Here is a 25,046-nt window from a genome sequence, read left to right on the forward strand (position 1 = left end):
GCTCAATAAGGAGAGAACACAATGAAATTCGATTTACATACTCACCATGTCAGATGCGGGCACGCAGACGGAAATATTGAGGACTATATTGTTGCCGGACTTGACGCAGGGCTTCACGTTATTGGCATCTCAGACCATTCCCCTTACTTTTATCATGAGAAAGACCAGCCTTCTCCTGGCATTGCGATGGCTAGAAGCGATTTCGCGAATTACGTTGAAGAGGTGCTTCGTTTAAAGGAGAAATACGCAGGTAAAATCGAGGTTTTGCTGGGCATGGAATCCGATTTCTTCCCTCAGCACATAGAGAGCTACAAAAAAGCTTACGAGGGCGTGCCCTTCGATTATTTAATCGGCTCCGTTCATCAGGTTGGCGATGTCAGCATTTTCAACAGAAACCGTTGGAAAGGCTTGGATGAAAAACAGCATATCGCTGTGAAACGAAGCTATTACGATCTGATCAAGCAGTCCGCGCGAAGCGGCATGTTCGATATTCTCGGCCATATCGATGCCATGAAGGGGTATTATCCATCGTTCTCCGATATACCGGCAACCGCTGAAATTGATGAAACACTGAAGACGATTGCGGAGTGCGGAGTATCCATCGAAATCAACACGTCCGGCAGTACGAAATACGTAGGCGGCTGGTACCCATCGGATGCAATCCTTGAGCGGGCGCTCCACTTTGGCGTAAACGTTACCTTCGGCTCGGATGCCCACGTTCCGAGCAGGGTCGGTGACGAATGGGAGCTTGTTCAGCAGAAATTAAAAGAAATCGGCTTTAAGCAATGGGTTTATTACCGCAAACGTCAGCAGATCATCGTGCCGATCGCATAGAAGAAGACAAAAAAAGTGGACCTGCACGATGCAGGTCCCAAAGGATATATTAAAAAAGGGGGTCTTGTTTATTATAATAGCCCACTAATGTAATGAGACGATAACAGAACTATTTCATTTGTGTAACAAATTTGAGGGGTTGGACATCCATGTGGCTCATTACGGCCATCAGCAGCGCAATTCTTTTCGGACTGGCAGGCTGGTGGATGAAGGTATCGCAAATGCGCGGCGGAAGCACAAGGACACTGCTTCTTGGACTTTACGCATCCGGAACAGCCGGCTTTGGCGTACACGCGGCGCTTGAGGGAACATGGGGCTGGCTTGCCAATCCGCAAGTATGGATAGCCGGCGTCATTATTGGAGCCGGGTCCGCTTGGGGCAACGCGCTATTTATGAAGGCGCTGCATTACGGTCCAGCAAGCTTAACGTCGCCGCTTACGAATATGAATATCATCATCGTCATTGCTGTAGCAACCTGGTGGTACCAAGAACCGCTAAGCGCCACAGAATCGATTGGGATTGTATTTCTTCTGCTCGCGGTCGTATTTATCGCCCATAAACGGAAAGAACCGCTCACGATCAAAGAGAGACGCTGGTTCCTTCTCGTTGGAACCGCTATCCTCATGTTCGCCATTCGCAATGGCGGTCTTAAGGTAACGGACGAGCTTGGGCTTCCGAGCGCGCCTCTGTTATTCATTGCATATGCGCTATCGCTTTGCTGGTTTCTCATACCGACAGAAAAAGCGACAGCCTCCCGTACTGCCGCTCGCACGGGGCTCTGGCTCGGCATCATAGCCGGTTTGTTTTCATACGGCGGCCTACAGCTATATGCAGCAGCTCTTGCAACGGGCCAAGCCAATCTCGCAGCGCCAATCTTCGCAACCAATAGTCTTGTCGTGGCCGCTGGTGCCATTATCGTCTACAAAGAAAAGCTCACGATTGTGCAATGGGCCGCTTTTGCTTTTACCATACTCGGATTGGTCGTTATACGGCTTTAAAGCGATTTTTTGCTTTATATCGTCTAACTTTTATATAGTAAATATATATTTTTGAAATAACACCTATTCCCACTCAAATGAACTTACTTTTAGTTTGTTGATATGCTACAATAGTATTACAAAAAGCGGGGTGATACGGTTGGATTATTCGACAATGTGCCCAAAGTATGAAGCCGCAGCCGACATATTAGGTAAGAAATGGACAGGCAGAATTATTCGGGTATTGCTTGGCGGACCGAAACGGTTCAAAGAGATCAAAGAACAAATTCCCGAGATGAGCGACAAAATGCTAACGGACCGGATGAAAGAGCTAGAGACAATTACGATTATTAAACGTCAGGTTTATCCTGAGATGCCCGTACGCATCGAGTACGAACTTACTGGCAAAGGCCGTGAGCTTGAGCCCGTCATTGAGTCCATTCAAAAATGGGGAGAACAATGGATGTAAGCAAGGTGAAACGGCTATCGCCGTCCTTGGCGGCGCGGCGCGTTTCATTTCGAGAAATATAGAGAATGTATAGCCCAAAGATACTTTCCTATAGTGTAGGAAGCAACGCCTGACAGCGACCTTTCAATAGACGCCATCGTTACGGCGAAACGTATAGAGAGAGGTTGAGCAAGCTCATATCGTTTCCTATACGTCCAAGAAACCGCTGAGGCGGTTTTTTTTATTTTATCGTCTCCCTTGCTTAACACAATTGACAAAGGAATCTCGATCCACTATCATTGATAATAATAATCAATATCATATAAACAAAAAAAAAGAAACCCCCTATATCCGAGGGTTTCGTTATAGCAAACGACTTACATGCCAAGCCATTTTTTGAAAAGATGTTTGGTTGTGTCCTTGTTGATTGCAGCGATGGAAGTAGTGAGCGGAATGCCCTTCGGACATGCGCGAACACAGTTTTGAGAGTTGCCGCAGCCTTCGATGCCGCCATCGGACATCAACGCATCCAGACGCTCCTCTTTATTCATCTCACCCGTTGGATGAGCGTTGAATAAACGAACCTGCGAAATAGCTGCTGGACCAACGAAGCTATTCCGGTCATTAACGTTCGGGCAAGCCTCGAGGCAAACACCGCAGGTCATGCACTTGGACAGCTCGTACGCCCATTGACGCTTCGTTTCAGCCATCCGAGGCCCTGGACCTAGATCATAGGTGCCGTCAATCGGAATCCATGCCTTAACGCGTTTCAAGGCGCCAAACATACGCTCACGATTAATAACGAGGTCGCGGACAACCGGGAATGTGCTCATTGGAGCTAGCCGAACCGGCTGTTCCAATTGGTCGATCAGAGCGCTGCATGCTTGTCTCGGCTTGCCGTTGATAACCATGGAGCATGCTCCGCACACTTCCTCCAAGCAGTTGGAGTCCCAACATACAGGGGCTGTACTGGCACCATCGGACTTTTTCGGGTTACGCTGAATTTCCATCAAGCCGCTAATGACGTTCATGTTTGCGCGGTAAGGAATTTCAAACTCTTCCGTGTAGGGCTTGGAATCAGGAGTATCTTGGCGCGTGATGATAAACTTAACCGTTTTTGTAGCTACAGTCGTTTCAGCCATCATTATTCTCCTTTCTTCTTGTCGCTCGAGTAATCGCGTTTACGAGGCTTGATCAAGCTTACGTCGATATCCTCGTATGAGATTTGCGGACCTTCCTTCGTCCACTTCGCAATCGTCGATTTCATGAAATGATCGTCGTCACGTTCTGGGAAGTCTGGCTTGTAGTGAGCTCCGCGGCTCTCGTTGCGCAGCAATCCGCCAAGCGTCATCGCTTCCGACAGCTCAAGCATGTTCCACAGCTGGCGGGTAAATGCCACGCCTGCGTTGTTCCATTGCGCCGTGTCGTTGATGTTGATTTTGGCATAACGCTGCTTCAGCTCTTTGATCTTGTGGATCGTTTGCTCCAGCTTATCGTTAAAGCGAACAACGGTCATATTGTTCGTCATCCATTCGCCAAGCTCTTTGTGAATGACATATGCATTCTCATTGCCGTTCATATTAATAATGCTGTTGTATTTATCCGTTTGGCGTTTGTTTTCACGATCGAACACGGAGGAAGCAACATCCTCGGCCGATTTCTTCAAGCCTTTGATGTATTCCACTGCCTTCGGTCCTGCAACCATACCGCCGTAAATCGCGGAAAGAAGCGAGTTTGCGCCGAGACGGTTCGCGCCATGGTATTGATACTCGCATTCGCCTGCCGCGAACAAGCCGGGAATGTTCGTCATTTGATTGTAATCAACCCACATGCCGCCCATCGAATAGTGAACCGCTGGGAAGATCTTCATCGGGATTTTGCGCGGATCATCACCCATGAATTTCTCGTAAATCTCAATGATACCGCCGAGCTTAACGTCAAGCTCCTTCGGATCCTTATGGGAGAGATCAAGGTAAACCATGTTCTCTTGGTTGATGCCCAGCTTCTGATCGACGCAGACGCTGAATATTTCACGCGTTGCGATGTCACGAGGCACGAGATTTCCGTAAGCCGGATATTTCTCCTCAAGGAAGTACCAAGGCTTGCCGTCTTTGTAAGTCCAGATCCGTCCGCCTTCGCCGCGTGCCGATTCCGACATCAAGCGCAGCTTGTCGTCGCCTGGAATAGCCGTAGGGTGAATTTGAATGAATTCGCCGTTCGCGTAGTTAACGCCCTGCTGATAAACCGCGCTCGCAGCAGTACCTGTATTAATAACCGAGTTCGTTGTTTTTCCGAAAATAATGCCAGGGCCGCCTGATGCAAGAATAACCGCATCCGCACGAACCGTGTGTACTTCCATCGAGCGCAAATCCTGCGCCGATACGCCGCGGCATACGCCATCGTCATCTACTACTGCGCCAAGGAATTCCCAGTGCTCGTATTTATTCACAAGCCCTGCTGCTTCCCACCGGCGTACTTGCTCATCCAGTGCATATAGAAGCTGCTGTCCAGTTGTTGCGCCAGCGAATGCCGTACGGGAATGCTTCGTGCCGCCGAAGCGACGGAAGTCCAGCAAGCCCTCTGAAGTACGGCTGAACATAACGCCCATCCGGTCCATCAGATGGATAATGCCAGGTGCCGCATCGCACATTGCTTTAACCGGAGGCTGGTTCGCAAGAAAGTCCCCGCCATAAACCGTATCGTCGAAATGCTCCCAAGGAGAATCGCCTTCACCTTTTGTGTTAACGGCGCCGTTGATGCCGCCTTGCGCGCATACCGAGTGGGAACGTTTGACCGGCACAATGGAGAACAGATCAACGTGCACGCCGGCTTCAGCCGCTTTAATGGTAGCCATTAAGCCAGCTAGTCCGCCGCCAATGATAATAATTTTATTTTTAGCCATAACGCTTCGCTCCTTGTCTACAAACTAACCAATATTCGTAAGTGCCAAAGCCGCACTAGCTGCTTCCGCGAATTCATCGCCTCTGAATGCGACAAGCGAAAGGATAAACAGCGCTGCTACGATAACAAATACGCCCATGCAAATATAAGAAGAAATACGCTGTGCTTTCGGGCCGATCGTAATGCCCCAGCTGATCAGGAATGCCCATAGACCGTTGCTGAAATGGAATACGGCAGCCAGTACGCCGATAACGTATAGCACGAAATAAGTAGGGCTGCTCGCGATATGATTCATCGTTGAGCCAAGCTCCTCATGCGTGATGTTGCCGAAGTATACTTGCATCCGCGTCTGGTATACATGCCAGAAAACGAATACAAAAGTAATGACCCCCGTAACGCGCTGAGCTGTGAATGCCCAGTTCCGTCCGTATTTGAAGCGTCCCGTATTCGTATTCGATTGGTAAGCGACATACAAGCCGTAAATACCATGAAACAATAGCGGGAGGTAAATGCCGAAAATCTCGAGCAGCGGCAGAATAGGCAAGCTGTTAATCAGATGTACGCCTTTGTCGAAGCCTTCCGGTCCGCGTTCAAACGCCTGGTAGTTGGTCAGTCCATGTACGACGATGAAACCGCCGAGTGGAATGATCCCGAGAAGCGAGTGAAGCTTGCGCGAGAAATACGAGTTTCCTTTCATGTCATTCCTTCTCCTTTCAAAACTGTGAGTGCTAGCATGCTTTTTTAAAATATAAGAATGTATCGAACAGCCTGTTATACATTACTTATATTTCAGCGCAAACGGAATGCCTCGCTGCCTCACGGCAGCAACCAGCCCTTTACGCATGGCAAATCATTCTACATTGTAACCCCAGCATGTACCCCCGTCAACAAAAGTCGACACATATTAGCCACACTTCCCATCCTACTCCTTTTCAGCTTATAATGGAATTGCTTATTTTTTATAATTTCTTATAACAAAATGACATAAGGAGCGCAACCTATGAATGAAGAGATGCATGTCTTTACCGTAATAGTCGAGCAATCGAGCATGAACAAAGCCTCTGTGCTGCTTAATCTCTCACAGCCTGCGCTCTCTCGTAAAATCGCCAAGCTCGAGCAGGAGATCGGATCTCCCTTGTTCCGCCGCATCGGCAAACGGCTTGAGCTGACCCGTATTGGTCAGATGACCTACGAGTACGCCCTCGAGCTGCGTCAGCTGCATCGCAAATATTTGCAGACAGTATCGGAATTCACCTCAACGGGTCACACTACACTTACGATCGGCGCAAGCTTAACAACCCTGCAGACGACGCTTCCCGATCTCATTCAGCGTCTAACCTCTACCCATCCTGAAATCGACATAAAAGCGATTACAGGCAAGACGCATGAAATCGTATCGCTTGTCCGTGACCATAAGGCTGATATCGGCATCGTAGCTTCAAGCATTGAGGATTCGACTCTACGATGCATTCCCTTGTTCGAGGATCATCTCTCGCTTGTCCTGCCGCGCAATCAAGTGATCACAGATAAAGGCGCGCTTGGCATACAGGATTTGACCGGCATGCCGATGATTCTATTCTCTAAGGGTACTTGGTACCGGCTGCTCACAGACGAGCTCTTCGACAAATATCATCTCCAGCCGGATGTTCGAATGGAAATCGATTCGTTCGAAGCGATCCTACGTCTGCTTCACACCTGCCGAGCTGCAACGCTGCTGCCGAAATCCTATATGAGAAGCCAGCTTCTTGAAGACAACGACCTTGTCGTCGTACCCATTCGGGAGCTCGAGGATACAAAGCGGACAACCTCACTCATCCATGCGGATTCCGCAGCGCTCAGTCCATCCGTCCGGCTTTGGATCAATGAGCTGGCAGCCCGTTTCCCTACCAAAAAGGACATCAGCCTTTAATAGGCCGCTGTCCTTCAGCATTTCCAATTATAAGCTTCCAAATCCGTTCCGCTCTGTAACCAATAGATTATCGTATAACCGTCGCTTCGAAATCCTCGATTTGCTCATTCGTTCCGATTATGACCATGACGTCGCGCATCGCAAGCACATCCGTGGCCGTTGGCGCAATGATGATGCCGCTCGGCTTATTGATCGCGACGATGCTGCAGCCGAATCTGGCACGAGGGTTTAGGTCATGCAGCGACTTTCCATCCAAACATTGAGGCACCGCGAGCTCTGCGATCGTGTATTCCTTAGAGAGCTCGATATAATCGAGCAGATTCGGAGATACAAGCTGATGTGCTACCCTAATCCCCATATCACGCTCCGGATATACAACGCGGTCAACGCCGATCTTCTCCAGAACACGTCCGTGCAGCTCGCTCATCGCTTTGGCGACAACCTGTTTCACACCTAAATCCTTGAGCAATATCGTCGTCAATATGCTGGCTTGAATGTCGTCGCCAATGGCAACGACACCGCAATCGAAATTTCGGACGCCGAGCGAACGCAGCGTTTCCTCGTCGGTGCAATCAGCCGAGACGGCATATGTCAGCTCGCTGCTCATCTCCTGAACCGCCTCCTCATCCTTGTCGATACCGAGCACCTCATTGCCTAATTCAATGAGCTCTCGGCCCAAACTAGATCCAAAGCGGCCTAAACCAATAATGACGAATTGCTTCTTTTTCATTCCCACTTGCGCAGTTCTCCTATCCAATCGTGATTTTGCCTTCAGGATGCCGGTACAATTCTTTTTCTGTGCGAGGTCCAAGCGCATAAGCAAGCGTTAGCGGGCCAAGCCGTCCAGCAAACATCGTTAATGAAATAACTATTTTTCCAACTATGCTAAGATCAGGCGTGACGCCGACCGACAAACCAACCGTACCGAATGCGGACGTAGCTTCGAACAGCAGCTCGATAAAAGCTCGCTCCTCCGTCATGGAGAGAATCATCGTAACGATAATGACCAGCAGCAACGAAATTAAGGTGATCGTCAGTGCTTTAAAGATTCTGTCCTTGCCGAGCCTGTAACGAAACAGCACAATATCCTCGCGCCCGCGGATCATTGCAATAACAGCACCTACCAAAGTAGCGAACGTCGTCGTTTTTATACCGCCGCCTGTTGATCCTGGGGATGCGCCAATAAACATGAGAATGATTGTAAAAAACATGGTCGCTTGCCTTAGCTGCGTATAATCGAGCGTATTCGCGCCTGCCGTCCTTGGCGTTACCGACTGGAAGAAGGAGGCTAATAGCTTGCCGCCCCAATCCAATGAACCAAGCGTTTTGGCATTGGAAAACTCAAAAATGAATATCACGATGGCTCCGACGGCAATAAGCGTTCCGGTCATCGAGAGAACGACCTTGCTATGCAAGGATAGTCGTTTGTTTTTGCGGTACTCCATCAAATCCGACATGACTACGAATCCTAAGCCGCCCGTTATAATCAACAGCATCGCCGCTAGGTTTACGACCGCATCGTTCACATACAAGGTGAGACTGCGGTAGTTCCCAAAAATATCAAAGCCTGCGTTATTGAAAAGCGATACTGCGTGAAAAACACCAAAATAGATTGCCTTGCCAAGCGGCATATCGAGTGCAAACCGAGACGCAAACAGCGCTGCTCCTATGAGTTCAATCGATAATGAATAAATAATAACCCGCCGAATAAGCTTGACTATCCCCTCCATGCTCGACTGATTCATCGCTTCCTGAAGCAGCAGACGCTCGCGCAGCGATATTTTCTTGCGAAGGACGAGAGCGACAAGCGTTGCCATCGTCATAAAGCCTAAACCGCCCAGCTGGAAAAGGCACATTAAGATGACCTGACCCGCTACGGAGAAATAAGTGCCTGTATCCACAACAACAAGCCCTGTCACGCAAGTTGCCGAGGTTGCCGTGAACAACGCGTCTATAAACGGCATGCGCTCTCCAGACGCAGATGCGAAGGGCATGGATAATAACAGAGCTCCCAGCAATATAATAAGCGCAAACCCGCTGACCAGTATGCGCGGGGGTGACCATTTCAACACATTAAAGTCTACCTTCATCCGTTGTCCTTCTTCTGCAATATGTCATTATAGAGCACTACCTATATTTAAGCATAAAAAAAAGCACTGAAACCCAAGTGCTCGTGCGATGAGTTCTGTTCCATTCACGCCTTCGAGGTTAGCTGACGGATTCGGGCCTGGACAGGCAGCCCTATTCTATCAATGAAGCTTAAGTTTCACCGTAGAAATTCACCCCATGCCGCCGGATCAAAAGCACTGCTGGCTATAGCAGGCTGAGCAATTCCGACAACTTTATGGTTCCCCCGATTTCCTTAGGAAATTCGGCTATGCTATTCGATTTGTATGACGTTAACGATTATAATCCCAAAGCAGTCAGGATATAAAGCTTATATTAATGACAAACAAGCCGATTTTGGTCCAAAAAAGGGCAAGTAGAAGCTGCAGCACGCATCAGGCTTGTCGGATATCGTTATTTCGCTTGATCTTGAGAGCAAACGCGCTTTTCTATTGGATAATTCAGGGATTGATATGGTAAGGTAGTGGAATACGCAACTCATAAAAAGGATCGTAGAGGTGAACCGATGATTGATTCAATTAGGTTAAATGAATGGAAACGTTTTCTGTGGGCAGCGATTGCATGCTTCATTATTTTCGCGGCCGTTGAAATCGGACCAATGATTTTTTCCATTAGCAACGGTGATTTAAATACGAAAGTTATTGAGAAGGAAACAGCTGAAAACAGAGCCTCCGTATTCGCAGAGAAGCAATCCGGACTCCAGGTGAAGTCCGCCAAGGCTGTCCATCAAACCGATAAAGTCATAAACGGTTACTTATCCAAGCATGGGCTCATCAAAACCTATAGCGACAAATACGATCAAAGCTTCCCGACGGACACGTACCAAGTCGAACTGAAATTTGACGAGGGCGGAACAGGCTTCGTCTATGTACATATGCAAAGCGAGAAAATTGTGGCTTGGAACTTTATCCTCGATGGCCAATCGCTTTCCGATGCTGAGCTTAACAAGGAGGTTCCTGTTTTTCTGGCTGGGCAAAGCCTAGACGCGAAGTCATTCAAGGAACAGGAATTGCTCGGAAACGGGGGATGGCATGGCGAAGCGCCAGCCGGGTACGCGATAGAAGAAGCCCTACTGAGCATTCATATTAAAGGACAAAATATCAATGGCCAGAACGTCATAACCAAGTACAAGCCAGCCTTCGTTGCACCGGCCGATTATATTGAATACGTGAAGAAACAGGATAAGCTTGCCGGCTTCCTCACAGGCTTCGGCTACATGTTTATGAGCTTCGTCCTGTTTGTATTAGCCATCGTCTACGCCGTCCTTTACCGGAAGTTCACTTCCTTTAAATTCGGCATTATTTTGACCATCGTATACTTTATTACCTACATTATCATGAACTTGAATGTGCTTGACGGCATACGCGCATCATTGGGCGAAACCGAGCTAGCAAGCCAAACCGTCATGTTCACAGCGATTTTCACCGTATTGCTGACCATTCCGATGGCAGGCTCCATCTATATTTCAATGATCGCTGGAGATGGCCTATGGAAGGCACAGGGTCGTGCATTATGGCCTCGATTCGGTCAAAAAGGGTACGGAAACCACGTGTGGCGAAGCGTTGGACTTGCTTATTTATTCGCAATTATCCTTTTCGCAACGCAATCCGTTATCTTCATCCTGCTTAAGCTGACGATCGGCACATGGGATACGACCGACGCTACACAATCTCCTTACAATATGGGAATACTTTGGCTCATGCCGGTGCTCGCTTGGGCTGCCGCCATATCCGAGGAAGCCGTTTTCAGGTTCTTCGGTATCGGTTTATTCCGCAAATGGTTTAAAAATACGTTTGCAGCCGCTTTATTGCCAACTTTGTTCTGGGCGCTCGGCCATGTCATGTATCCGTTCTATCCGTCCTCGACCAGATTGATCGAGCTTATGATCATCGGGCTCATGTTCAGTTTTATTTTCGTCAGATACGGGTTCATCACGTCAATGTTCACTCATGCTATTTTTAATAGCGTAGCTGTTGGCCTGTCCCTGCTTACCATCGGTACCGCGCCGAATATTATATCGGCTATCTTCTTCTCTGTATTGCCTGTTATCATTGCGTTCGTTCTCAAATATTTCAGCCACAAAAAAGAGAAGAAGCCGTCTGTTACGACGACTCCTCCCCTAGAGCAGCTATAATTTGCGAAGCTAATTTATCTCCAATAGACAGAGGCCGGAAGTCTTCGACTGAGGCCTCTTTTATTTTTTTGATGGAGCCGAAATGCTTAAGCAGCAGCTTCCGACGTTTCTCTCCGATGCCCGGGATTGAATCCAGCTTCGATTCCACCATCGATTTGGCCCGCTGCTCACGGTGAAACGTAATGGCGAACCGATGCACTTCGTCTTGGATGCGTTGGAGCAAGTAAAACTCTTGGCTATCGCGCGGCAGCGGAACGATCTCCGCTGGATCCCCTGTCATTAGCTGCGCAGTCTTATGCTTCGCATCCTTCACGAGCCCGCAGACGGGGATATACAGCCCAAGCTCATTCTCCAGCACGTCCAGCGCGGCTGAGATTTGCCCTTTGCCGCCATCGACGACGATCAGATCTGGAGGTGCAATCTCCTCCTTCAGCACTCGCTCATAACGGCGGCGAATGACCTCTCTCATCGTTTCGTAATCATCTGGTCCAACTACCGTCTTCACTTTATACTTCCGGTATTCCTTGCGATCAGGCTTGCCGTCCGTGAATACGACCATTGCCGAAACCGGATTCGTCCCTTGAATATTCGAGTTATCGAACGCTTCGATTCGCCGAACTTCATCAAGGCCGAGCCACCCAGCTAATGATTCGGACGCTTTGACGCTGCGCTCCTCATCCCGCTCGATAAGCCGGAACTTCTCGTCCAGCATCACCTTCGCATTGTCCGTCGCCATCGTCACAACCTCGCTCTTCCGTCCGCGCTGCGGCATTAGTACTTTGACCTTCAGCCAGCTATGAAGCGACGCGATCACGTCATCCGCATGCGAGGTTGCTTCCTCGGCCGCCACTCCTTCCGCTAACTCCGCTTCAGGCGGCAGCGGCAGCAAGATCTGCTTAGGCAGCGCTGGATTATCACTGTAGTACTGGGTGACGAACGTCATGAAATCATCATATTCTTCACCATAATAAGGAAAGGTCGATCCATGGCGTTCGATCAGCTTGCCTTGGCGCATGTATAGAATCTGTACGCACATCCAGCCTTTATCTACGGCAAAGCCAAAAATATCACGGTCCAATGCGTCGGACATCGTAATCTTCTGCTTTTCCATGACCGCATCAATGGCGATTAACTGGTCTCTAAGCTCTTTTGCCCGCTCGAACTCCAGTTTCTCCGCCGCTTCCTCCATTTTGCGCTGAAGCTCGATCTTCACAACATCCTGCCCGCCATTCAAAAACCGGGAAATCTCTTGAATCATGCGATCATATTCCGATTGCTCCACGTCAAATTCGCAAGGGGCGATGCATTGGCCCAGATGGTAATACAAACAAACCTTGTCCGGCAGCGTCTTGCATTTTCTAAGCGGATAGAGGCGGTCAAGCAGCTTCTTCGTCTGCTGCGCCGCATAGGCATTCGGATAAGGACCGAAGTACTTTCCTTTGTCCTTAATGATCCGCCTCGTTACTTCGAGCTTGGGATGCTTCTCATTAGTGATCTTGATATATGGAAAGGTTTTGTCATCCTTCAGAAGCACGTTATACCTGGGATGGTATTGCTTGATCAAGTTGCATTCCAGAATAAGAGCTTCCATATTGCTGGAGGTTACGATAAATTCAAAATCCCGGATTTCAGATACGAGGCGCTGCGTTTTCCCATTGTGGCTTCCGTTGAAATAGGACCGCACACGATTTTTGAGCACCTTCGCTTTGCCCACATATATAATGACGCCTTCTCCGTTTTTCATCAGGTAACAGCCCGATTGATCGGGGAGCAGCGCTAGTTTGTTTCGTATCGTTTCTTTGGCTTCAGCAAGCGCCTGCTCGGCCTGCTTCTGCTTTGTTTGTTGCTCGTCCATGCTCTCGCCTCCGACTACCGATTGATTCTGTACACATTTTAGCATAATTGCGCCAAGTTATGTCTTACAATTGTCACCTGTATTTGCTTTACAACTGTTCGGGAGTTTGGGTATACTAATATAAGTTGAATAAACCGATACTACATAAAGACGACCGTTCGAGGTTGTGATTGAAGCAATCGGTCTTTTTCAAGGAGGACGTCAACGATGGATAACGTAAGAGACCCGCGCGAGCATTTCAACGAAGAGCCTCGCCATGACTTGATGGACGTCGTATTCGGCTTTGGCGGAATGCTCGGTTTTATGACCGTCATTTTCGCAGTTGCTGTAATCGTTAAATTCATCATTTCATAGAAAAAAGGAGCAGCGTGCTGCTCCTTTTTTTTGTCTTCATTTGGCGCTTGATTCTTCGGGAGAAGCCATTAGATAAGGGTAAAGAAGAATGAGACCCAGGATATACAACATTAGAGCAAACAAGGCCGGCGACAGATGCCAAAAATCAATATATCCGATGGACAGATGTACGCTTAACCCCGCATAAAAGCCTGGCGCTCCTCCTAGTAGAAACGTCCACCACAACCAGCGGGAGCCCTGCTGAATTCCCCATAACGCCATAATGAGAATGGCCAGCGCCGCACATAGCAGCGCACCGCCAAAGCCCGCTCTGTCATGGGCTATAAGCGGAATGAGCTTCTCATTCGTTTCATTGAGCTGCGCGGAGGTTGTATCCAAATAGGCGAGATCCGTCTGTACGAATACTTCCGTAATGCCCACCGCCGAAATCGTAACACCTCCTATCGAAAGCGCAAACCCCAAAACCACGAAACAAAGCTGTCCCCACATGGCTTGGCGCCACAGCCGATCATTCCTTACGTTGACAGGCAAACGGTATGGCCTGTCTGGATTACGCCGCATCGCAAGCAGGAACATCGGCAGCAATAGGGCAGCAGCCACAGCATGCAGCGGGTCGAAGTAGCCGTATCCTACAAAAAGGAAGAAGCTTGCAAAACCGACTATGCCGGAAGTGAGCAGCGCCGTTCTTGTCCAGTGGAGTCCCTCTCTCAATCCATGCCACGCCAGTTGAAAGTACAGGATGCCGATCGTTATCATCGTGCCCGCTAACGTTATCCGGTCATGGGACATGAAATGCAGCAAATTATGGTTGATATGATGCAGGTCCTCCAAGTTCAGTCCAATAAACGACAAATCATAGGGCAGCAGCACGGTTGTGGCCGCTATTATCCAAGATAACAAACCGCCAATCATCATTCCGAGTCCGAGTAAGCACATCCAGCCCCAATGCTTCCAAAAGGATGGCGTTACGACAGCAGGCCATTCCTTCACCTGCTCGTAAATGATGGCTTCGTTGATCCGCTTCGGCAGTCCCGGACCCGCAAATACAAGACCGCTATGCAGCATTATGGCGTCCGCGCCTTCACGGAGCAGATCAAGCGCATCCTGAGGCTCGTGTACGCCAGCACCTGCTTTAATGTGCCAATTAAGCGAACCGTTTCTCCGGAGCAGCTCCATTTTGGACAGGCTGTCAGCCTTTCCCTCTTTGCTTACTCTGTAAGAAGAATTCTCCTCAGCATTATTGAAGGCTGCTTCACCGATTACGATTCCGCTCCAGACTTCTTTCGAAAACGATTGAATGAGCGTGAGTAACGCTTCGTTCGGATAATCGTGAGGAGTATACAAAAATAATGGCAGGCTCGGAGAGGTTCGGGTTTGCAGGTTATCAGCGAGTCCGATCCCAATAGCAACGGCTTCCTCTACGCTTCGGTTCCCATAGAGCATATCGAGATAAAACCCATTCGCTCCCGCCTCTGAGAGCTGCTCTATCATGCTTCTAAGCTCCAGCACCGCCTGCTCCGGTCTGGCGCTCGGCATCGGAGAAATCCGAACGAATTGGGGCAGGCGATGTTTGGAAGACGCGATGAGACGCGCGATGTTATCAACGCCTATGTTCTCATAGTAATTCGGGTATTGAATCCATTCCTTTTGGTCATCCTTTACAATTGGCTCAACCGAATGAATACGCTCATATGTAACGGGACCATGCTCGATGAAGCCGATTCCGAATTGCGCAAACGCCAGATGTGCGATCCCCTCAGGATCAACGCCGCCTGATAGTCCGATTGGTGTATCAATGGCTATTCCTGCTAGCTCACGCTCTAACATGGGAGAAGGCTCCATATGGCCAAACGTCCTAACTACGAATGAGCCTCCTGGAAGCTTGCTTAGCGTACCGATTGCTCGCAGCGTCAGACCCCTGCTCAAACGGGCGGGCAGCTTGAACAACAAAGGTCGAAATAAGGTTTGGTAGCTCCAATCCGGCATGGCAATTCTCCCTGTACGTTGTTTTCTTCCTTCTATTGTAGAAAACAATTAGGCTTCTTACAATAACCGTCTGTCTTCCAACGAAAAAAGGCCGCCCGCAGGATCGTTGATCCTGCGGGCAGCCGCTTGCATATGCGTCCACATGAAACTGAAATTACTGTACGATCCGAAGCGCCTCGCCAGTAGATTGGCCCTCACGGTGCTTTACTTGTTGTATGGAATCGGACGATACCTGCTGCTTCTGAGAGGGTGCATCAAAACGCGTTCTTTCCGTCCGGTCGATTTGTACAATTCTGCCATCATGAACGGTAATCGTTACATGCCCGTAACTCAGTCCGCTCACCTGGTTCGCGATTCGCTCAAGCCACTCCTCATCAACTTCTAACGGCTTTGCCATTCGAAACCCCTCCAATTTCATTCGTTTACTCTGTAATTGCTGGTTATTTTATAAATTTCCGATATTCTGTAATTTCAGGCCTTACTGTAATTTCGGACCTTTCTGTAATTTCAGGCCTTTCTGTAGTTTCAGGCCATTCTGTAATTTTCTGTTAATCTGACATTTTGGGTTATACTGTAAATTTCCGACATTCTGTAATTTCCGGTTATTCTGTTATTGCAGCTGGTTTCTGCTGAGCTGATTTCCACTCCACGATGCTCTTCACGATGAGTGTAACGACTGCAAGCATTACGAGCAAAGACGCGACAGCAAACGATGCGGAAAATTGATATTCATTGTAAAGGATTTCGATATGAAGCGGCAGCGTATTCGTTTCGCCGCGGATATGGCCAGAAACGACGGATACGGCGCCAAACTCGCCCATCGCTCTCGCATTGCACAGAATAACGCCATACAATAATCCCCACTTGATATTGGGCAGGGTTACCTTCCAAAAGATTTGCCAGCCTTTGGCGCCTAAGCTTGCTGCCGCTTCCTCTTCTTGGACGCCCTGAGCCTGCATAAGCGGGATAAGCTCACGGGCTACGAAAGGCACCGTAACGAATACGGTTGCAAGCACGATCCCAGGCACGGCGAATATAATTTGGATTCCGCGTTCATCCAGCCAAGGCCCGAGAAAACCTTGCGCTCCGAACAGCAGCACATATATCAATCCTGAAATGACTGGGGATACGGCAAACGGCAAATCGATTAACGTAATGAGTATGTTTTTGCCACGGAAACGAAACTTGCTGATTGCCCACGCTGCCGCAACACCGAAAATCGTGTTAACCGGTACAGCGATCAATGCCACGATCAGCGTTAGCTTAAGCGCCGATAGCGCGTCCGGCTCCGTAATGGAGTCTATGTACACGCCTACGCCTTTCTTAAACGCTTCAACAAACACAGACGCCAGCGGCAGAAGTACGACTAAACCGAGAAATAGCATCGCGATCCCAATGAGCACAAAGCGTACAGGTGCCGATTCATTAATATGCTGCGGTCTCTTGGACGTCTCTTCATTCGTATGAACAGTAATTGCTCCAGCCATGGTCAGCCCTCCTTCTTAGTCCGATACTGTGCGGCGGTTCATCCGCCACTGCAGCAAATTGATGACTAGCAGCATGAGGAAAGACACAACAAGCATGACAAGCGCAATCGCAGTAGCTCCAGCGTAATCATATTGCTCCAGCTTCGTCATGATCAGCAGTGGTGTAATCTCTGTCTTTAAAGGCATATTGCCGGATATGAACACGACCGAGCCATACTCCCCGATTCCTCGTGCAAATGCAAGCGCGAACCCTGTTAACAGGGCTGGCATAAGCTCAGGCAGAATAACCTTCCAAAAGGTCCGCAAACGGTAGGCGCCAAGCATGACTGCTGCTTCCTCCGTCTCTTTCTCCATGTCCTGCAGCACAGGCTGCACCGTCCGGACAACAAAGGGAAGACCTATGAAGATAAGCGCGATCGTAATGCCGATTGGCGAGTATGCCACCTTTACGCCAAGCGGCGCGAGCAGCGACCCAATCCATCCATTAGGCGCATAAATCGCTGTTAAAGCAATACCCGCAACGGCAGTCGGCAGTGCGAACGGCAAATCCACTAAGCTGTCTATTATTTTTTTGCCTGGAAACCTATATCGAACAAGCACCCATGCAATTAATAGACCGAACACGGCATTCACTAGCCCCGCAAAAAAAGCGGTAAGGAAGCTGACTCGGTAGGATGCAACAACGCGTGCATTCGTAACCGTGCTCCAAAATTCGGACCAGCTGAGCTCTGCCGTTTTGAAAAAAACGGCAGCCAGCGGAATGAGAACGATAATGCTGAGGTAAAACAACGTAAAGCCAAGCGATAAACCAAAACCCGGAAGCACGTTACGGGACTTGGAACCTTTCATGTGAAGTCAGCTCCAATCTTTTTTAAATGCAGTATTATGAGCCTGGCGTATAAATTTTGTCGAAAATGCCGCCATCCGCAAAATGTTTGGTTTGTGCTTCTTTCCATCCGCCAAAGTCTTTGTCAATCGTAAGCAGCTCAAGCGATTTGAATTGCTCTGTATACTTAGCCGCAACGGTTTCAGAAATCGGACGGTAGTAGTTTTTAGCCGCAATCTCTTGGCCTTCCTCGGTGTAAAGGTATTTCAGGTATGCCTCGGCTACTTCACGAGTACCGCGGTCATCTACCACTTTGTCAACGACAGCAACCGGCGGCTCAGCCAATATGCTCAAGGATGGATAAACGATTTCGAATTTGTCAGGACCAAGCTCGTTAATCGAAAGGAATGCTTCATTCTCCCAAGCAAGCAGCACATCACCGATTCCGCGTTCCACGAAGGTTGTCGTTGATCCGCGCGCTCCGGAATCCAGAACTGGAACATGCTTGAACAGTTCAGCAACAAATTCTTGCGCTTTTGCTTCGTCATTGCCGTTTTGTTTTAACGCGTAGCCCCAAGCTGCCAGGTAGTTCCAGCGTGCACCGCCAGAGGTTTTCGGGTTAGGCGTGATTACTTCAACTTTTTCCTTGGTAAGATCATTCCAGTCTTTAATGCCTTTCGGATTTCCTTTGCGAACAAGGAAAACGATTGTAGAAGTATATGGGGAACTATTATGTTCGAATTTAGATTGCCAATCCGCTTGGATCAAGCCGGGTTCTACGATCGCATCGATGTCATAGCCGAGCGCAAGCGTTACAACGTCGGCTTTTAGACCGTCTATTACGGCACGCCCTTGTTTGCCTGAACCGCCATGTGATTGCTTAATCGTTACCTCTTGGCCAGTCTCAGCTTTCCAATGCTTGGAGAATGCTTCGTTGAAAGCTACATAAAGCTCACGAGTAGGATCGTACGAAACGTTCAACAGCTCAACAGGAGGCTTAGGCTCTTCTTTTGCTGGCTCTTCTGATGCTGTCGCATTCGTCGTTGAAGACTCGTTAGCTGGTTGATTCGTCGCTTTGTTTCCTGCGTTGTTGCCGCCTTGGCCGCAAGCTGCCAAAACCAGTACTAATGCTAATAGAATAATTGCTGACCGAACGTGAGTAATTTTTTTCATTTTGACACACACCCCTTTTTTAAATTAACAGGCTTGCTGAAACACTAGAATACGATCATAAGCTGTCATGTACTGTCATGAGCCGCATGAGCTGTCTTGTACTGACGTGTACTGACGTGTACTGACATGTACTGATACGAGCCGCATGAGCAGTCTTGTACTGACACGAGCCGCTATGATCTGTCATGAACTGTGATGAACTGTGTTTCACTGTAATAGGTGTTTACTCCGGTTGGTCCGGTCGAAAACCATTATTCCTACCCGTTTAGTTGGTTATGGAAGAATCTTACCAGCGACCCCCTAACACTGTCAATACTTAATTTCAAAAAAATGATAAGTTTGATAAGAAAGCTTTATATCGCAAGCAAATTCGCTCTACATTTGCAAATCGACTCTGATCTGATTGATTTGACCAACTCATTCGCCCCCCTTTTATCCGCAGCGGAATAAAGGAGGCGACATAACTTAAATTCGTTGATCCTTAAAGACACTCGTTCACTCCACATACTCGCCATTCTAGCGCTGTAAGCACGCCGGTGTGCTTACGGCTTCGAAATACCTACCGCTCACGCGCTGTTAGAACCTATGTGCGCTTACAGCACTCGCCTGCTCCACACACTCGCCTTTCTAGCGCTGTAAGCACACCGGTGTGCTTACAGCAACGAAAAACCCTCCGCTCACGCGTTGTTAGAACCTATGTGCGCTTACAGACACTCGCCCGCTCCACACACTCGGCTTTCTGGCGCTGTAAGTCGCCTTCCTAGCGCTGTAAGCAAACCGGTGTGCTTACAGCATCGAAAAACCCTCCGCTCACGCGCTGTTAGAACCTATGTGCGCTTACAGACACTCGCCCGCTCCACACACTCGGCTTTCTGGCGCTCTAAGCACACAGGTGTGCTTACAGCATCGAAAAACCCACCGCTCTCGCGCTGTTAGAACTCATGTGCGCTTACAGACACTCGCCCGTTTCACACACTCGCCTTCCTGGCGTTGTAAGCACGCCGGTGTGCTTACAGCATCGAAAAACCCTCCGCTCACCCGCTCGCCCGCTCCACACACTCGGCTTTCCTAGCGCTGTAAGCACACCAGTGTGCTTACAGCAACGAAAAACCCTCCGCTCACGCGCTGTTAGAACCCATATGCGCTTACAGACACTTGCCCGCTCCACATACTCGCCTTTCTGGCGCTGTAAGCGCGCCGGTATGCTTACAGCATCGAAAAACCCTCCGCTCACCCGCTCGCCCGCTCCACGGCTTTCCTAGCGCTGTAAGCACACCAGTGTGCTTACAGCAACGAAAAACCCTCCGCTCACGCGCTGTTAGAACCCATGTGCGCTTACAGACACTTGCCCGCTCCACATACTCGCCTTCCTGGCGTTGTAAGCACGCCGGTGTGCTTACGGCTTCGAAATACCTGCCGCTCACACGCTGTTAGAACCCATGTGCGCTTACAGACACTCGCCCGCACGGCCCGCTCCACACACTCGCCTTACTGGCGCTGTAAGCACACCGGTGTGCTTACAGCATCGAAAAACCCACCGCTCACGCGCTGTTAGAACCTATGTGCGCTTACAGACACTCAACCGCTCCACACACTCGGCTTTCCTAGCGCTGTAAGCACACCAGTGTGCTTACAGCATCGAAAAACCCTCCGCTCACGCGCTGTTAGAACCCATGTGCGCTTGCAGACACTCGCCCGTTCCACACTCTCGCGCCGCACACTCTCACCTTTCTAGCGCTGAAAGCACACCAGTGTGCTTACAGCATCGAAAAACCCTCTGCTCACGCGCTATAAAAACGATACTTACACCCATGCATGCAAAAAAATAGCTTTGGCAGCATAATCCCCACAGGATCAGCCAACCAAAGCTGTTTCAACTTATTTCCGTCCGTACTTATTTACGATCGCTCTCATTTCCGTCCGCGCTTATTCTCGCCTTTTACCATTACCACTTCTACATAAGGCCGAATCCGGTCCATAATACGCTGACCTTTATGCAACTCATCGCCATCCTTGCTCGTGAAGCTGAAATGCTGCTCCAACGCATCGAGCTCATAATTAGACGTATAGAAGGTCGGCTTGCGCTGCATCCGGTAATTCAGTATGGCACCCAGCACATGGTCGCGAACCCAAGGGTTTAAATTCTCTGCGCCCATATCGTCAAAAATGAGCAGATCGGTTTCTTTCATCATTTCGACCGTTTCCTTCAGCTTGCCTGGCTCATGCATCAGCGACTTCAAATCCTCTACGAAATCCGGCATATAGACGATTACGCCGGAATAACCGGCTTTGGCAAGCTCATGCAGCAAGTAGCACATCAGATAGGTTTTGCCGGTCCCAAAGCGACCTGCCAAATACAACCCTTCTTCTTGCAAGCCATTTTCCTTCGTACGATCGATGTAACGGAGAATTTGACCGACTGCCTTCGTCCGTTCCCTGTCGCTCTCCAAAATTTCATCTAAGGAATAGCCGCGCTGCAATGCTTTCTCATCGATATAAAAGCTCCGTACACGGCTGCGAATCTGATCCTCCGTTTGACGGGCGTTAAATTTTTTGCACGCCACCTTGCGGTCATACAGCTGTGTCAGGCCGTTCAGTGATTCTGAGCTTAACAAGGTGTAATGTCCTTCAAAGTCATTCGGACAATTATCGAGCCCAGGGCAATTCGTACAATTCCGGTACTCGGTGACGTATTGGTATACGCGGTTCAGATTCAGACGAATCGTCTGATCGTCCAAATCCGGGTATTTCAGTCTTAGCTTTTCTACAAGCGGTTCCGCAAGCAGTTCGGTCAGCTTAAGCTCCGCTTGCTCTGTGATGGCTTTGCCTGACGGCCAAGCCTTCAGCAAATCGCCCATCGATTCCATCATCTGCTCACACCGCCTTTATCCTTTGCCTTCTAATTTGCGCGCCAGCTTGCGAAGCTCCTCAAGCTCGTCTGCCGACACCTCCGTGGAAGTTGTGTCCTCTTGTACAATCGGAATGGACGGCTTGCGAGAAGTTCCTCGGCTGCCGCCTCCCCCCCGTGCACCGCCCTTGGCGTTGTTGTAACCACCGGCGTAGCTGAGCGCCGCTTCCTTGCGGCGCTCCTTATCCTGCTCGACTTGCGCTTGCTCCCGAACATACACAACCGCTTTCTCAAACGTATCGATTTGTTTCACAAGCATATTGGAGGCTACTGCATCCAAAAACGTTTTTGTTACACGCTGCGCGTCATTGGCTCCGATAACATAATGGATAAGTACATTGATCACAGGTCCAGCCAATTTATAATTCAGATCCATCCGCTCGAACACGCGCTCGATCCAATCCGGCACGGCACCTGGGAAAAATCGCTGCAAAAACCGGGTATGCGGCTCGTTTCTCATCAGCATATTGTACTGCTGGACATCGCAGCGGCCGCTGAGCTGGTTCGGAACCTGCAAATAATGCTGCTCCTGAACCTCGAACTCCTCTGTCAATTCATCAGAATCTGCTTGCTCTTCCCCTGATACGATTGGCGTACGCGAGAGGGCGCGCTGCCGCTCTCCTTCCCGCTTCTTGTCCTGCCTATAGAATTGATTAGCTCGCAGCTGCAGCTCATCAACGTTAAGTGTACCGCTCTCGCTAAAAATCCCGTCTTCATCAAGCAAACGGCATATATCCACAACGCCTAGACTATATTTGTAGGCCACGTAATTGACCTGAGCAAGCTGTTCTTCATCACTGCGCAAGCGCTCCACAAATCGGCGATTGGCGGAGTTGCGAGGAAACCGCAATATAATCTCCCCATACGGAATGCCCGCCGTCGCTTGAGCAGCTCTAGCGGAAGCCTGCCTAGATGGCGCAACCTCCGTGAGCGCTTGCTCAAGCTCATCATCCACCGACTGCATATTCAGCTTGAACAGCTCGTAAAAAGGTACCGAGATATTTTCTTTCGCCAATTGCGCGCCTGCCAGCTCATCCGGCTCGTTAGCCCCAAACGATTCGCGCAGCGAGATCACCGCATATTTGCCAACCTTATCGCGCAGCAGCATCGTCAAATGCATATTGCGGAAAAATTCTGCTGGCGACAAAGGCTGTGACAGCTCGTATTCGTATATAACATCTGCATTATCGGGTACGCCTAGTCGCGAGGTTTGCAGCAACCCTACTGCCTCTAGCTTAGATGCCTGCTCAATCAAGTGCTTGCGCCCTCGCTCATTCATCTCAAGTCCGAGCCCCAGAAACAGCTTGCGCTGCGGCTCGATAGTTGAGTATCCGGAGGTTCCCTCCGAGATCCCGTGGTAAAGCTGCTGATAAAATGCGACAGCAAAAGCGCCAATCATCGGTTGATAGATTAGCGAAAGCATTTTGTAGTCCAGACTGCTTAAAGAAAAATCACGGAATATGTAGTATCTATGATGCTCCGTGTATTGCAATATATTAGTGATGCGCACTGCACCAGCTCCATCCCTTGCTTTCATTCTATCATTTTAACATAAAAACCGTTGTTCAGGACGTGTCGAAAAATAGAAAAATCCCCCGAATGAGGGATTTTTCAATTAGAACATTTTGTAGCCGCCCTTGCGGAGCGCCTGTATGGCCCAACCACTTACATAAGCGCCGACCAAAGCTCCGATGACCGGAATGTAGTCAATAATCGTGTAGTGGGCAAAGTTTTGAATCGTCGTCTCAGCCGATGCATCCCATGGAGCCCATATGCCTAGTACAATCAAAGCTATAATAAATAAATATATCGGAAACCATGTCGTTTTTAAAAGCATATTCAGAATAAAGCCGATACCGAACATCATAACCAAAAACAGCACCGTTGCGATAATTAACTGAAGCATCGAAACTTCCCCTTTCAGACTCTCGTTATTAGTTTAATTAATGGCCCGAAGGAAGTCAATTATGAAAGGACAAATGTCACAAGACCGCCATTTGCTCCGCTTGCCCAGAGTACGATACAATGATTGCAGCATCATTATGGGCTTGAAGGGAGCATTTATACAATGAGTGAAGCAGCACAAACATTAGAAGGCTGGTACGCGCTGCATGATTTCCGCAGCATCGACTGGACCGCATGGCGCTTAGCCGATGRGGGCGAGCGCAGCCGCGCGCTGGACGAGCTGCAAAGCTTTTTGCAGCAATGGTCAGCGGTAGAAGAAAATAAGGAAGGCAGCACGGCTGTCTATTCCATCGTCGGACAGAAGGCTGACTTCATGTTCATGCATCTGCGTGAAACACTTGAGGACTTGAATGCCATCGAGACCGCATTCAACAAAACATCCTTCGCAAGCTTCACCTACCCGGTGCACTCTTATGTAAGCATCGTCGAGCTTAGCAACTACATGGCGGCACCTGGATCCGATCCGATGCAAAATCCGGATATTATCGCAAGGCTGAAGCCTACGCTTCCGAAAGCAAGCCACATTTGCTTCTATCCGATGAACAAACGCCGCGACGGGCAAGACAACTGGTACATGCTCAGCATGGACGAACGTAAAACGATGATGCGCAGCCACGGCATGATCGGTCGCTCCTATGCAGGCAAAGTGAAACAAATCATTACCGGCTCTGTCGGCTTCGACAACTGGGAATGGGGCGTGACACTGTTTGCGGACGACGCCTTGCAATTCAAAAAGCTCATCTATGAAATGCGCTTTGACGAAGTGAGCGCGCGTTTCGCTGACTTCGGCGAGTTCTACGTAGGCAATTTTTTGAACGGAGAAAAATTCGCAAAACTTCTGGCTATATAGCCGATTAATTAAGGGTTATCTCTCAAGGGTTGTCTCTCAAGGACTGTCTCTTATGAGTTGTCCTTTAAGGGCTGTCTCTTAAGAGTTGTCCTTTAAGGGTTGTCCTTTAAGGGTTGTCCTTTAAGGGTTGTCCTTTAAAGACTGTCTCTACAGGGTAATCCCTATACGGCAATTCTCATAAGAATGGGCTACAGAACCTTCATCACCACTATAAAGTGGAGTTGGAGGTTCTTTTTCGACTTTATATTACGTAGCCGCTAGGCGATGCCATTTTCAATAAAAACGTATGAACCAGCCCTTTTGAATGGTTCC

General features: G+C 49.1%; 21 protein-coding genes and 1 riboswitch. Of the genes, 7 read left to right on the forward strand and 14 right to left on the reverse strand.

Going from position 1 to position 25,046, the window contains the following annotated elements; genetic code table 11:
* The first annotated feature begins 21 nt into the window (after positions 1 to 21).
* The 3 genes from AB4Z29_RS17095 (at position 22) to AB4Z29_RS17105 (ending at position 2,280) form a co-directional block, all read left to right on the forward strand.
* Entirely contained in the window at positions 22 to 834 is an 813-nt protein-coding gene (locus AB4Z29_RS17095; protein WP_441944240.1) for a histidinol-phosphatase, read from the forward strand.
* 149 nt (positions 835 to 983) lie between these two features.
* Positions 984 to 1,832 carry an EamA family transporter gene (locus AB4Z29_RS17100; protein WP_441944241.1) on the forward strand — a complete coding sequence of 283 codons (849 nt, stop codon included), beginning with the start codon at positions 984 to 986 and terminating at the stop codon, positions 1,830 to 1,832.
* A gap of 139 nt (positions 1,833 to 1,971) precedes the next feature.
* Positions 1,972 to 2,280 (forward strand): winged helix-turn-helix transcriptional regulator, encoded by a 309-nt coding sequence (locus tag AB4Z29_RS17105; protein ID WP_053371996.1) that lies wholly within the window; start codon positions 1,972 to 1,974, stop codon positions 2,278 to 2,280.
* Between the two features lie 356 nt (positions 2,281 to 2,636).
* Here AB4Z29_RS17105 and sdhB read toward each other — a convergent pair whose 3' ends face one another.
* Genes sdhB through AB4Z29_RS17120 form a run of 3 tightly spaced genes read right to left on the reverse strand, consistent with a single transcriptional unit; the run spans position 2,637 to position 5,857 of the window.
* The gene (sdhB, locus tag AB4Z29_RS17110) at positions 2,637 to 3,401 is read right to left on the reverse strand and encodes a succinate dehydrogenase iron-sulfur subunit (protein WP_183558858.1); all 765 of its coding nucleotides are present in this window, start codon (positions 3,399 to 3,401) and stop codon (positions 2,637 to 2,639) included.
* A gap of 2 nt (positions 3,402 to 3,403) precedes the next feature.
* A complete protein-coding gene (sdhA, locus tag AB4Z29_RS17115; RefSeq protein ID WP_183558860.1) occupies positions 3,404 to 5,161 on the reverse strand; it encodes a succinate dehydrogenase flavoprotein subunit in 1,758 nt (585 codons plus the stop codon).
* A gap of 24 nt (positions 5,162 to 5,185) precedes the next feature.
* Positions 5,186 to 5,857 (reverse strand): succinate dehydrogenase cytochrome b558 subunit, encoded by a 672-nt coding sequence (locus AB4Z29_RS17120; protein ID WP_183558862.1) that lies wholly within the window; start codon positions 5,855 to 5,857, stop codon positions 5,186 to 5,188.
* A 303-nt stretch (positions 5,858 to 6,160) separates the two neighbouring features.
* Between AB4Z29_RS17120 and AB4Z29_RS17125 the strand changes: the two genes are divergently transcribed.
* On the forward strand, positions 6,161 to 7,069 hold the full coding sequence (locus tag AB4Z29_RS17125) for a LysR family transcriptional regulator (RefSeq protein WP_441944242.1): 909 nt from the start codon (positions 6,161 to 6,163) through the stop codon (positions 7,067 to 7,069).
* 67 nt (positions 7,070 to 7,136) lie between these two features.
* Here AB4Z29_RS17125 and AB4Z29_RS17130 read toward each other — a convergent pair whose 3' ends face one another.
* Positions 7,137 to 7,799 carry a potassium channel family protein gene (locus tag AB4Z29_RS17130; protein ID WP_441944350.1) on the reverse strand — a complete coding sequence of 221 codons (663 nt, stop codon included), beginning with the start codon at positions 7,797 to 7,799 and terminating at the stop codon, positions 7,137 to 7,139.
* 19 nt (positions 7,800 to 7,818) lie between these two features.
* Positions 7,819 to 9,159 carry a TrkH family potassium uptake protein gene (locus tag AB4Z29_RS17135; RefSeq protein WP_441944243.1) on the reverse strand — a complete coding sequence of 447 codons (1,341 nt, stop codon included), beginning with the start codon at positions 9,157 to 9,159 and terminating at the stop codon, positions 7,819 to 7,821.
* A 93-nt stretch (positions 9,160 to 9,252) separates the two neighbouring features.
* A riboswitch (cyclic di-AMP (ydaO/yuaA leader) is annotated at positions 9,253 to 9,456 on the reverse strand.
* 245 nt (positions 9,457 to 9,701) lie between these two features.
* Here AB4Z29_RS17135 and AB4Z29_RS17140 point away from each other — a divergent pair.
* Positions 9,702 to 11,330: a CPBP family intramembrane glutamic endopeptidase gene (locus tag AB4Z29_RS17140; RefSeq protein WP_441944244.1), complete on the forward strand. Its 1,629-nt coding sequence runs from the start codon at positions 9,702 to 9,704 to the stop codon at positions 11,328 to 11,330.
* Here AB4Z29_RS17140 and uvrC read toward each other — a convergent pair.
* Positions 11,299 to 13,185 carry an excinuclease ABC subunit UvrC gene (gene uvrC / locus AB4Z29_RS17145; protein ID WP_441944245.1) on the reverse strand — a complete coding sequence of 629 codons (1,887 nt, stop codon included), beginning with the start codon at positions 13,183 to 13,185 and terminating at the stop codon, positions 11,299 to 11,301. The two genes, AB4Z29_RS17140 and uvrC, sit on opposite strands and share 32 nt — an antisense overlap.
* A 207-nt stretch (positions 13,186 to 13,392) precedes the next feature.
* Here uvrC and AB4Z29_RS17150 point away from each other — a divergent pair, with 207 nt between their 5' ends.
* Positions 13,393 to 13,539, forward strand: coding sequence for a YqzM family protein (locus AB4Z29_RS17150; protein WP_183558871.1), 147 nt, complete (start codon positions 13,393 to 13,395; stop codon positions 13,537 to 13,539).
* 36 nt (positions 13,540 to 13,575) lie between these two features.
* Here AB4Z29_RS17150 and AB4Z29_RS17155 read toward each other — a convergent pair whose 3' ends face one another.
* The 8 genes from AB4Z29_RS17155 to AB4Z29_RS17190 all read right to left on the reverse strand — a co-directional run bounded on the left by AB4Z29_RS17155 (position 13,576) and on the right by AB4Z29_RS17190 (position 23,825).
* Entirely contained in the window at positions 13,576 to 15,525 is a 1,950-nt protein-coding gene (locus tag AB4Z29_RS17155; RefSeq protein WP_441944246.1) for a hypothetical protein, read from the reverse strand.
* A 154-nt stretch (positions 15,526 to 15,679) separates the two neighbouring features.
* Complete coding sequence (locus tag AB4Z29_RS17160; RefSeq protein WP_441944247.1) at positions 15,680 to 15,922, reverse strand: YezD family protein; 243 nt, start codon at positions 15,920 to 15,922, stop codon at positions 15,680 to 15,682.
* Positions 15,923 to 16,127: 205 nt separating this feature from the next.
* Positions 16,128 to 17,012: a sulfate ABC transporter permease subunit CysW gene (gene cysW / locus AB4Z29_RS17165; RefSeq protein WP_441944248.1), complete on the reverse strand. Its 885-nt coding sequence runs from the start codon at positions 17,010 to 17,012 to the stop codon at positions 16,128 to 16,130.
* A gap of 15 nt (positions 17,013 to 17,027) precedes the next feature.
* Complete coding sequence (cysT, locus tag AB4Z29_RS17170) at positions 17,028 to 17,861, reverse strand: sulfate ABC transporter permease subunit CysT (RefSeq protein ID WP_441944249.1); 834 nt, start codon at positions 17,859 to 17,861, stop codon at positions 17,028 to 17,030.
* 34 nt (positions 17,862 to 17,895) lie between these two features.
* Positions 17,896 to 19,011, reverse strand: a complete 1,116-nt coding sequence (locus AB4Z29_RS17175; protein WP_441944250.1) for a sulfate ABC transporter substrate-binding protein — start codon at positions 19,009 to 19,011, stop codon at positions 17,896 to 17,898.
* Positions 19,012 to 20,921: 1,910 nt separating this feature from the next.
* Entirely contained in the window at positions 20,922 to 21,878 is a 957-nt protein-coding gene (dnaI, locus tag AB4Z29_RS17180; protein ID WP_441944351.1) for a primosomal protein DnaI, read from the reverse strand.
* 18 nt (positions 21,879 to 21,896) lie between these two features.
* Entirely contained in the window at positions 21,897 to 23,429 is a 1,533-nt protein-coding gene (locus AB4Z29_RS17185; RefSeq protein WP_441944251.1) for a helicase DnaB, read from the reverse strand.
* A gap of 105 nt (positions 23,430 to 23,534) precedes the next feature.
* Positions 23,535 to 23,825 carry a YuiB family protein gene (locus AB4Z29_RS17190; protein WP_183558882.1) on the reverse strand — a complete coding sequence of 97 codons (291 nt, stop codon included), beginning with the start codon at positions 23,823 to 23,825 and terminating at the stop codon, positions 23,535 to 23,537.
* 162 nt (positions 23,826 to 23,987) lie between these two features.
* Between AB4Z29_RS17190 and hemQ the strand changes: the two genes are divergently transcribed.
* The gene (hemQ, locus tag AB4Z29_RS17195) at positions 23,988 to 24,734 is read left to right on the forward strand and encodes a hydrogen peroxide-dependent heme synthase (protein WP_441944252.1); all 747 of its coding nucleotides are present in this window, start codon (positions 23,988 to 23,990) and stop codon (positions 24,732 to 24,734) included.
* Positions 24,735 to 25,046: the final 312 nt, after the last annotated feature.

The sequence above is a fragment of the Paenibacillus sp. 2TAB23 genome (assembly GCF_052115165.1).
Classification (GTDB): domain Bacteria; phylum Bacillota; class Bacilli; order Paenibacillales; family Paenibacillaceae; genus Pristimantibacillus.

Coding starts and splice junctions, on each gene's coding strand:
- AB4Z29_RS17095 (WP_441944240.1), top strand. CDS start 22: ATGAAATTCGATTTACATACTCACCATGTCAGATGCGGGCACGCAGAC.
- AB4Z29_RS17100 (WP_441944241.1), top strand. CDS start 984: ATGTGGCTCATTACGGCCATCAGCAGCGCAATTCTTTTCGGACTGGCA.
- sdhB (WP_183558858.1), bottom strand. CDS start 3,401: ATGGCTGAAACGACTGTAGCTACAAAAACGGTTAAGTTTATCATCACG.
- sdhA (WP_183558860.1), bottom strand. CDS start 5,161: ATGGCTAAAAATAAAATTATTATCATTGGCGGCGGACTAGCTGGCTTA.
- AB4Z29_RS17120 (WP_183558862.1), bottom strand. CDS start 5,857: ATGAAAGGAAACTCGTATTTCTCGCGCAAGCTTCACTCGCTTCTCGGG.
- AB4Z29_RS17125 (WP_441944242.1), top strand. CDS start 6,161: ATGAATGAAGAGATGCATGTCTTTACCGTAATAGTCGAGCAATCGAGC.
- AB4Z29_RS17130 (WP_441944350.1), bottom strand. CDS start 7,799: ATGAAAAAGAAGCAATTCGTCATTATTGGTTTAGGCCGCTTTGGATCT.
- AB4Z29_RS17135 (WP_441944243.1), bottom strand. CDS start 9,159: ATGAAGGTAGACTTTAATGTGTTGAAATGGTCACCCCCGCGCATACTG.
- AB4Z29_RS17140 (WP_441944244.1), top strand. CDS start 9,702: ATGATTGATTCAATTAGGTTAAATGAATGGAAACGTTTTCTGTGGGCA.
- uvrC (WP_441944245.1), bottom strand. CDS start 13,185: ATGGACGAGCAACAAACAAAGCAGAAGCAGGCCGAGCAGGCGCTTGCT.
- AB4Z29_RS17150 (WP_183558871.1), top strand. CDS start 13,393: ATGGATAACGTAAGAGACCCGCGCGAGCATTTCAACGAAGAGCCTCGC.
- AB4Z29_RS17155 (WP_441944246.1), bottom strand. CDS start 15,525: ATGCCGGATTGGAGCTACCAAACCTTATTTCGACCTTTGTTGTTCAAG.
- AB4Z29_RS17160 (WP_441944247.1), bottom strand. CDS start 15,922: ATGGCAAAGCCGTTAGAAGTTGATGAGGAGTGGCTTGAGCGAATCGCG.
- cysW (WP_441944248.1), bottom strand. CDS start 17,012: ATGGCTGGAGCAATTACTGTTCATACGAATGAAGAGACGTCCAAGAGA.
- cysT (WP_441944249.1), bottom strand. CDS start 17,861: ATGAAAGGTTCCAAGTCCCGTAACGTGCTTCCGGGTTTTGGTTTATCG.
- AB4Z29_RS17175 (WP_441944250.1), bottom strand. CDS start 19,011: ATGAAAAAAATTACTCACGTTCGGTCAGCAATTATTCTATTAGCATTA.
- dnaI (WP_441944351.1), bottom strand. CDS start 21,878: ATGGAATCGATGGGCGATTTGCTGAAGGCTTGGCCGTCAGGCAAAGCC.
- AB4Z29_RS17190 (WP_183558882.1), bottom strand. CDS start 23,825: ATGCTTCAGTTAATTATCGCAACGGTGCTGTTTTTGGTTATGATGTTC.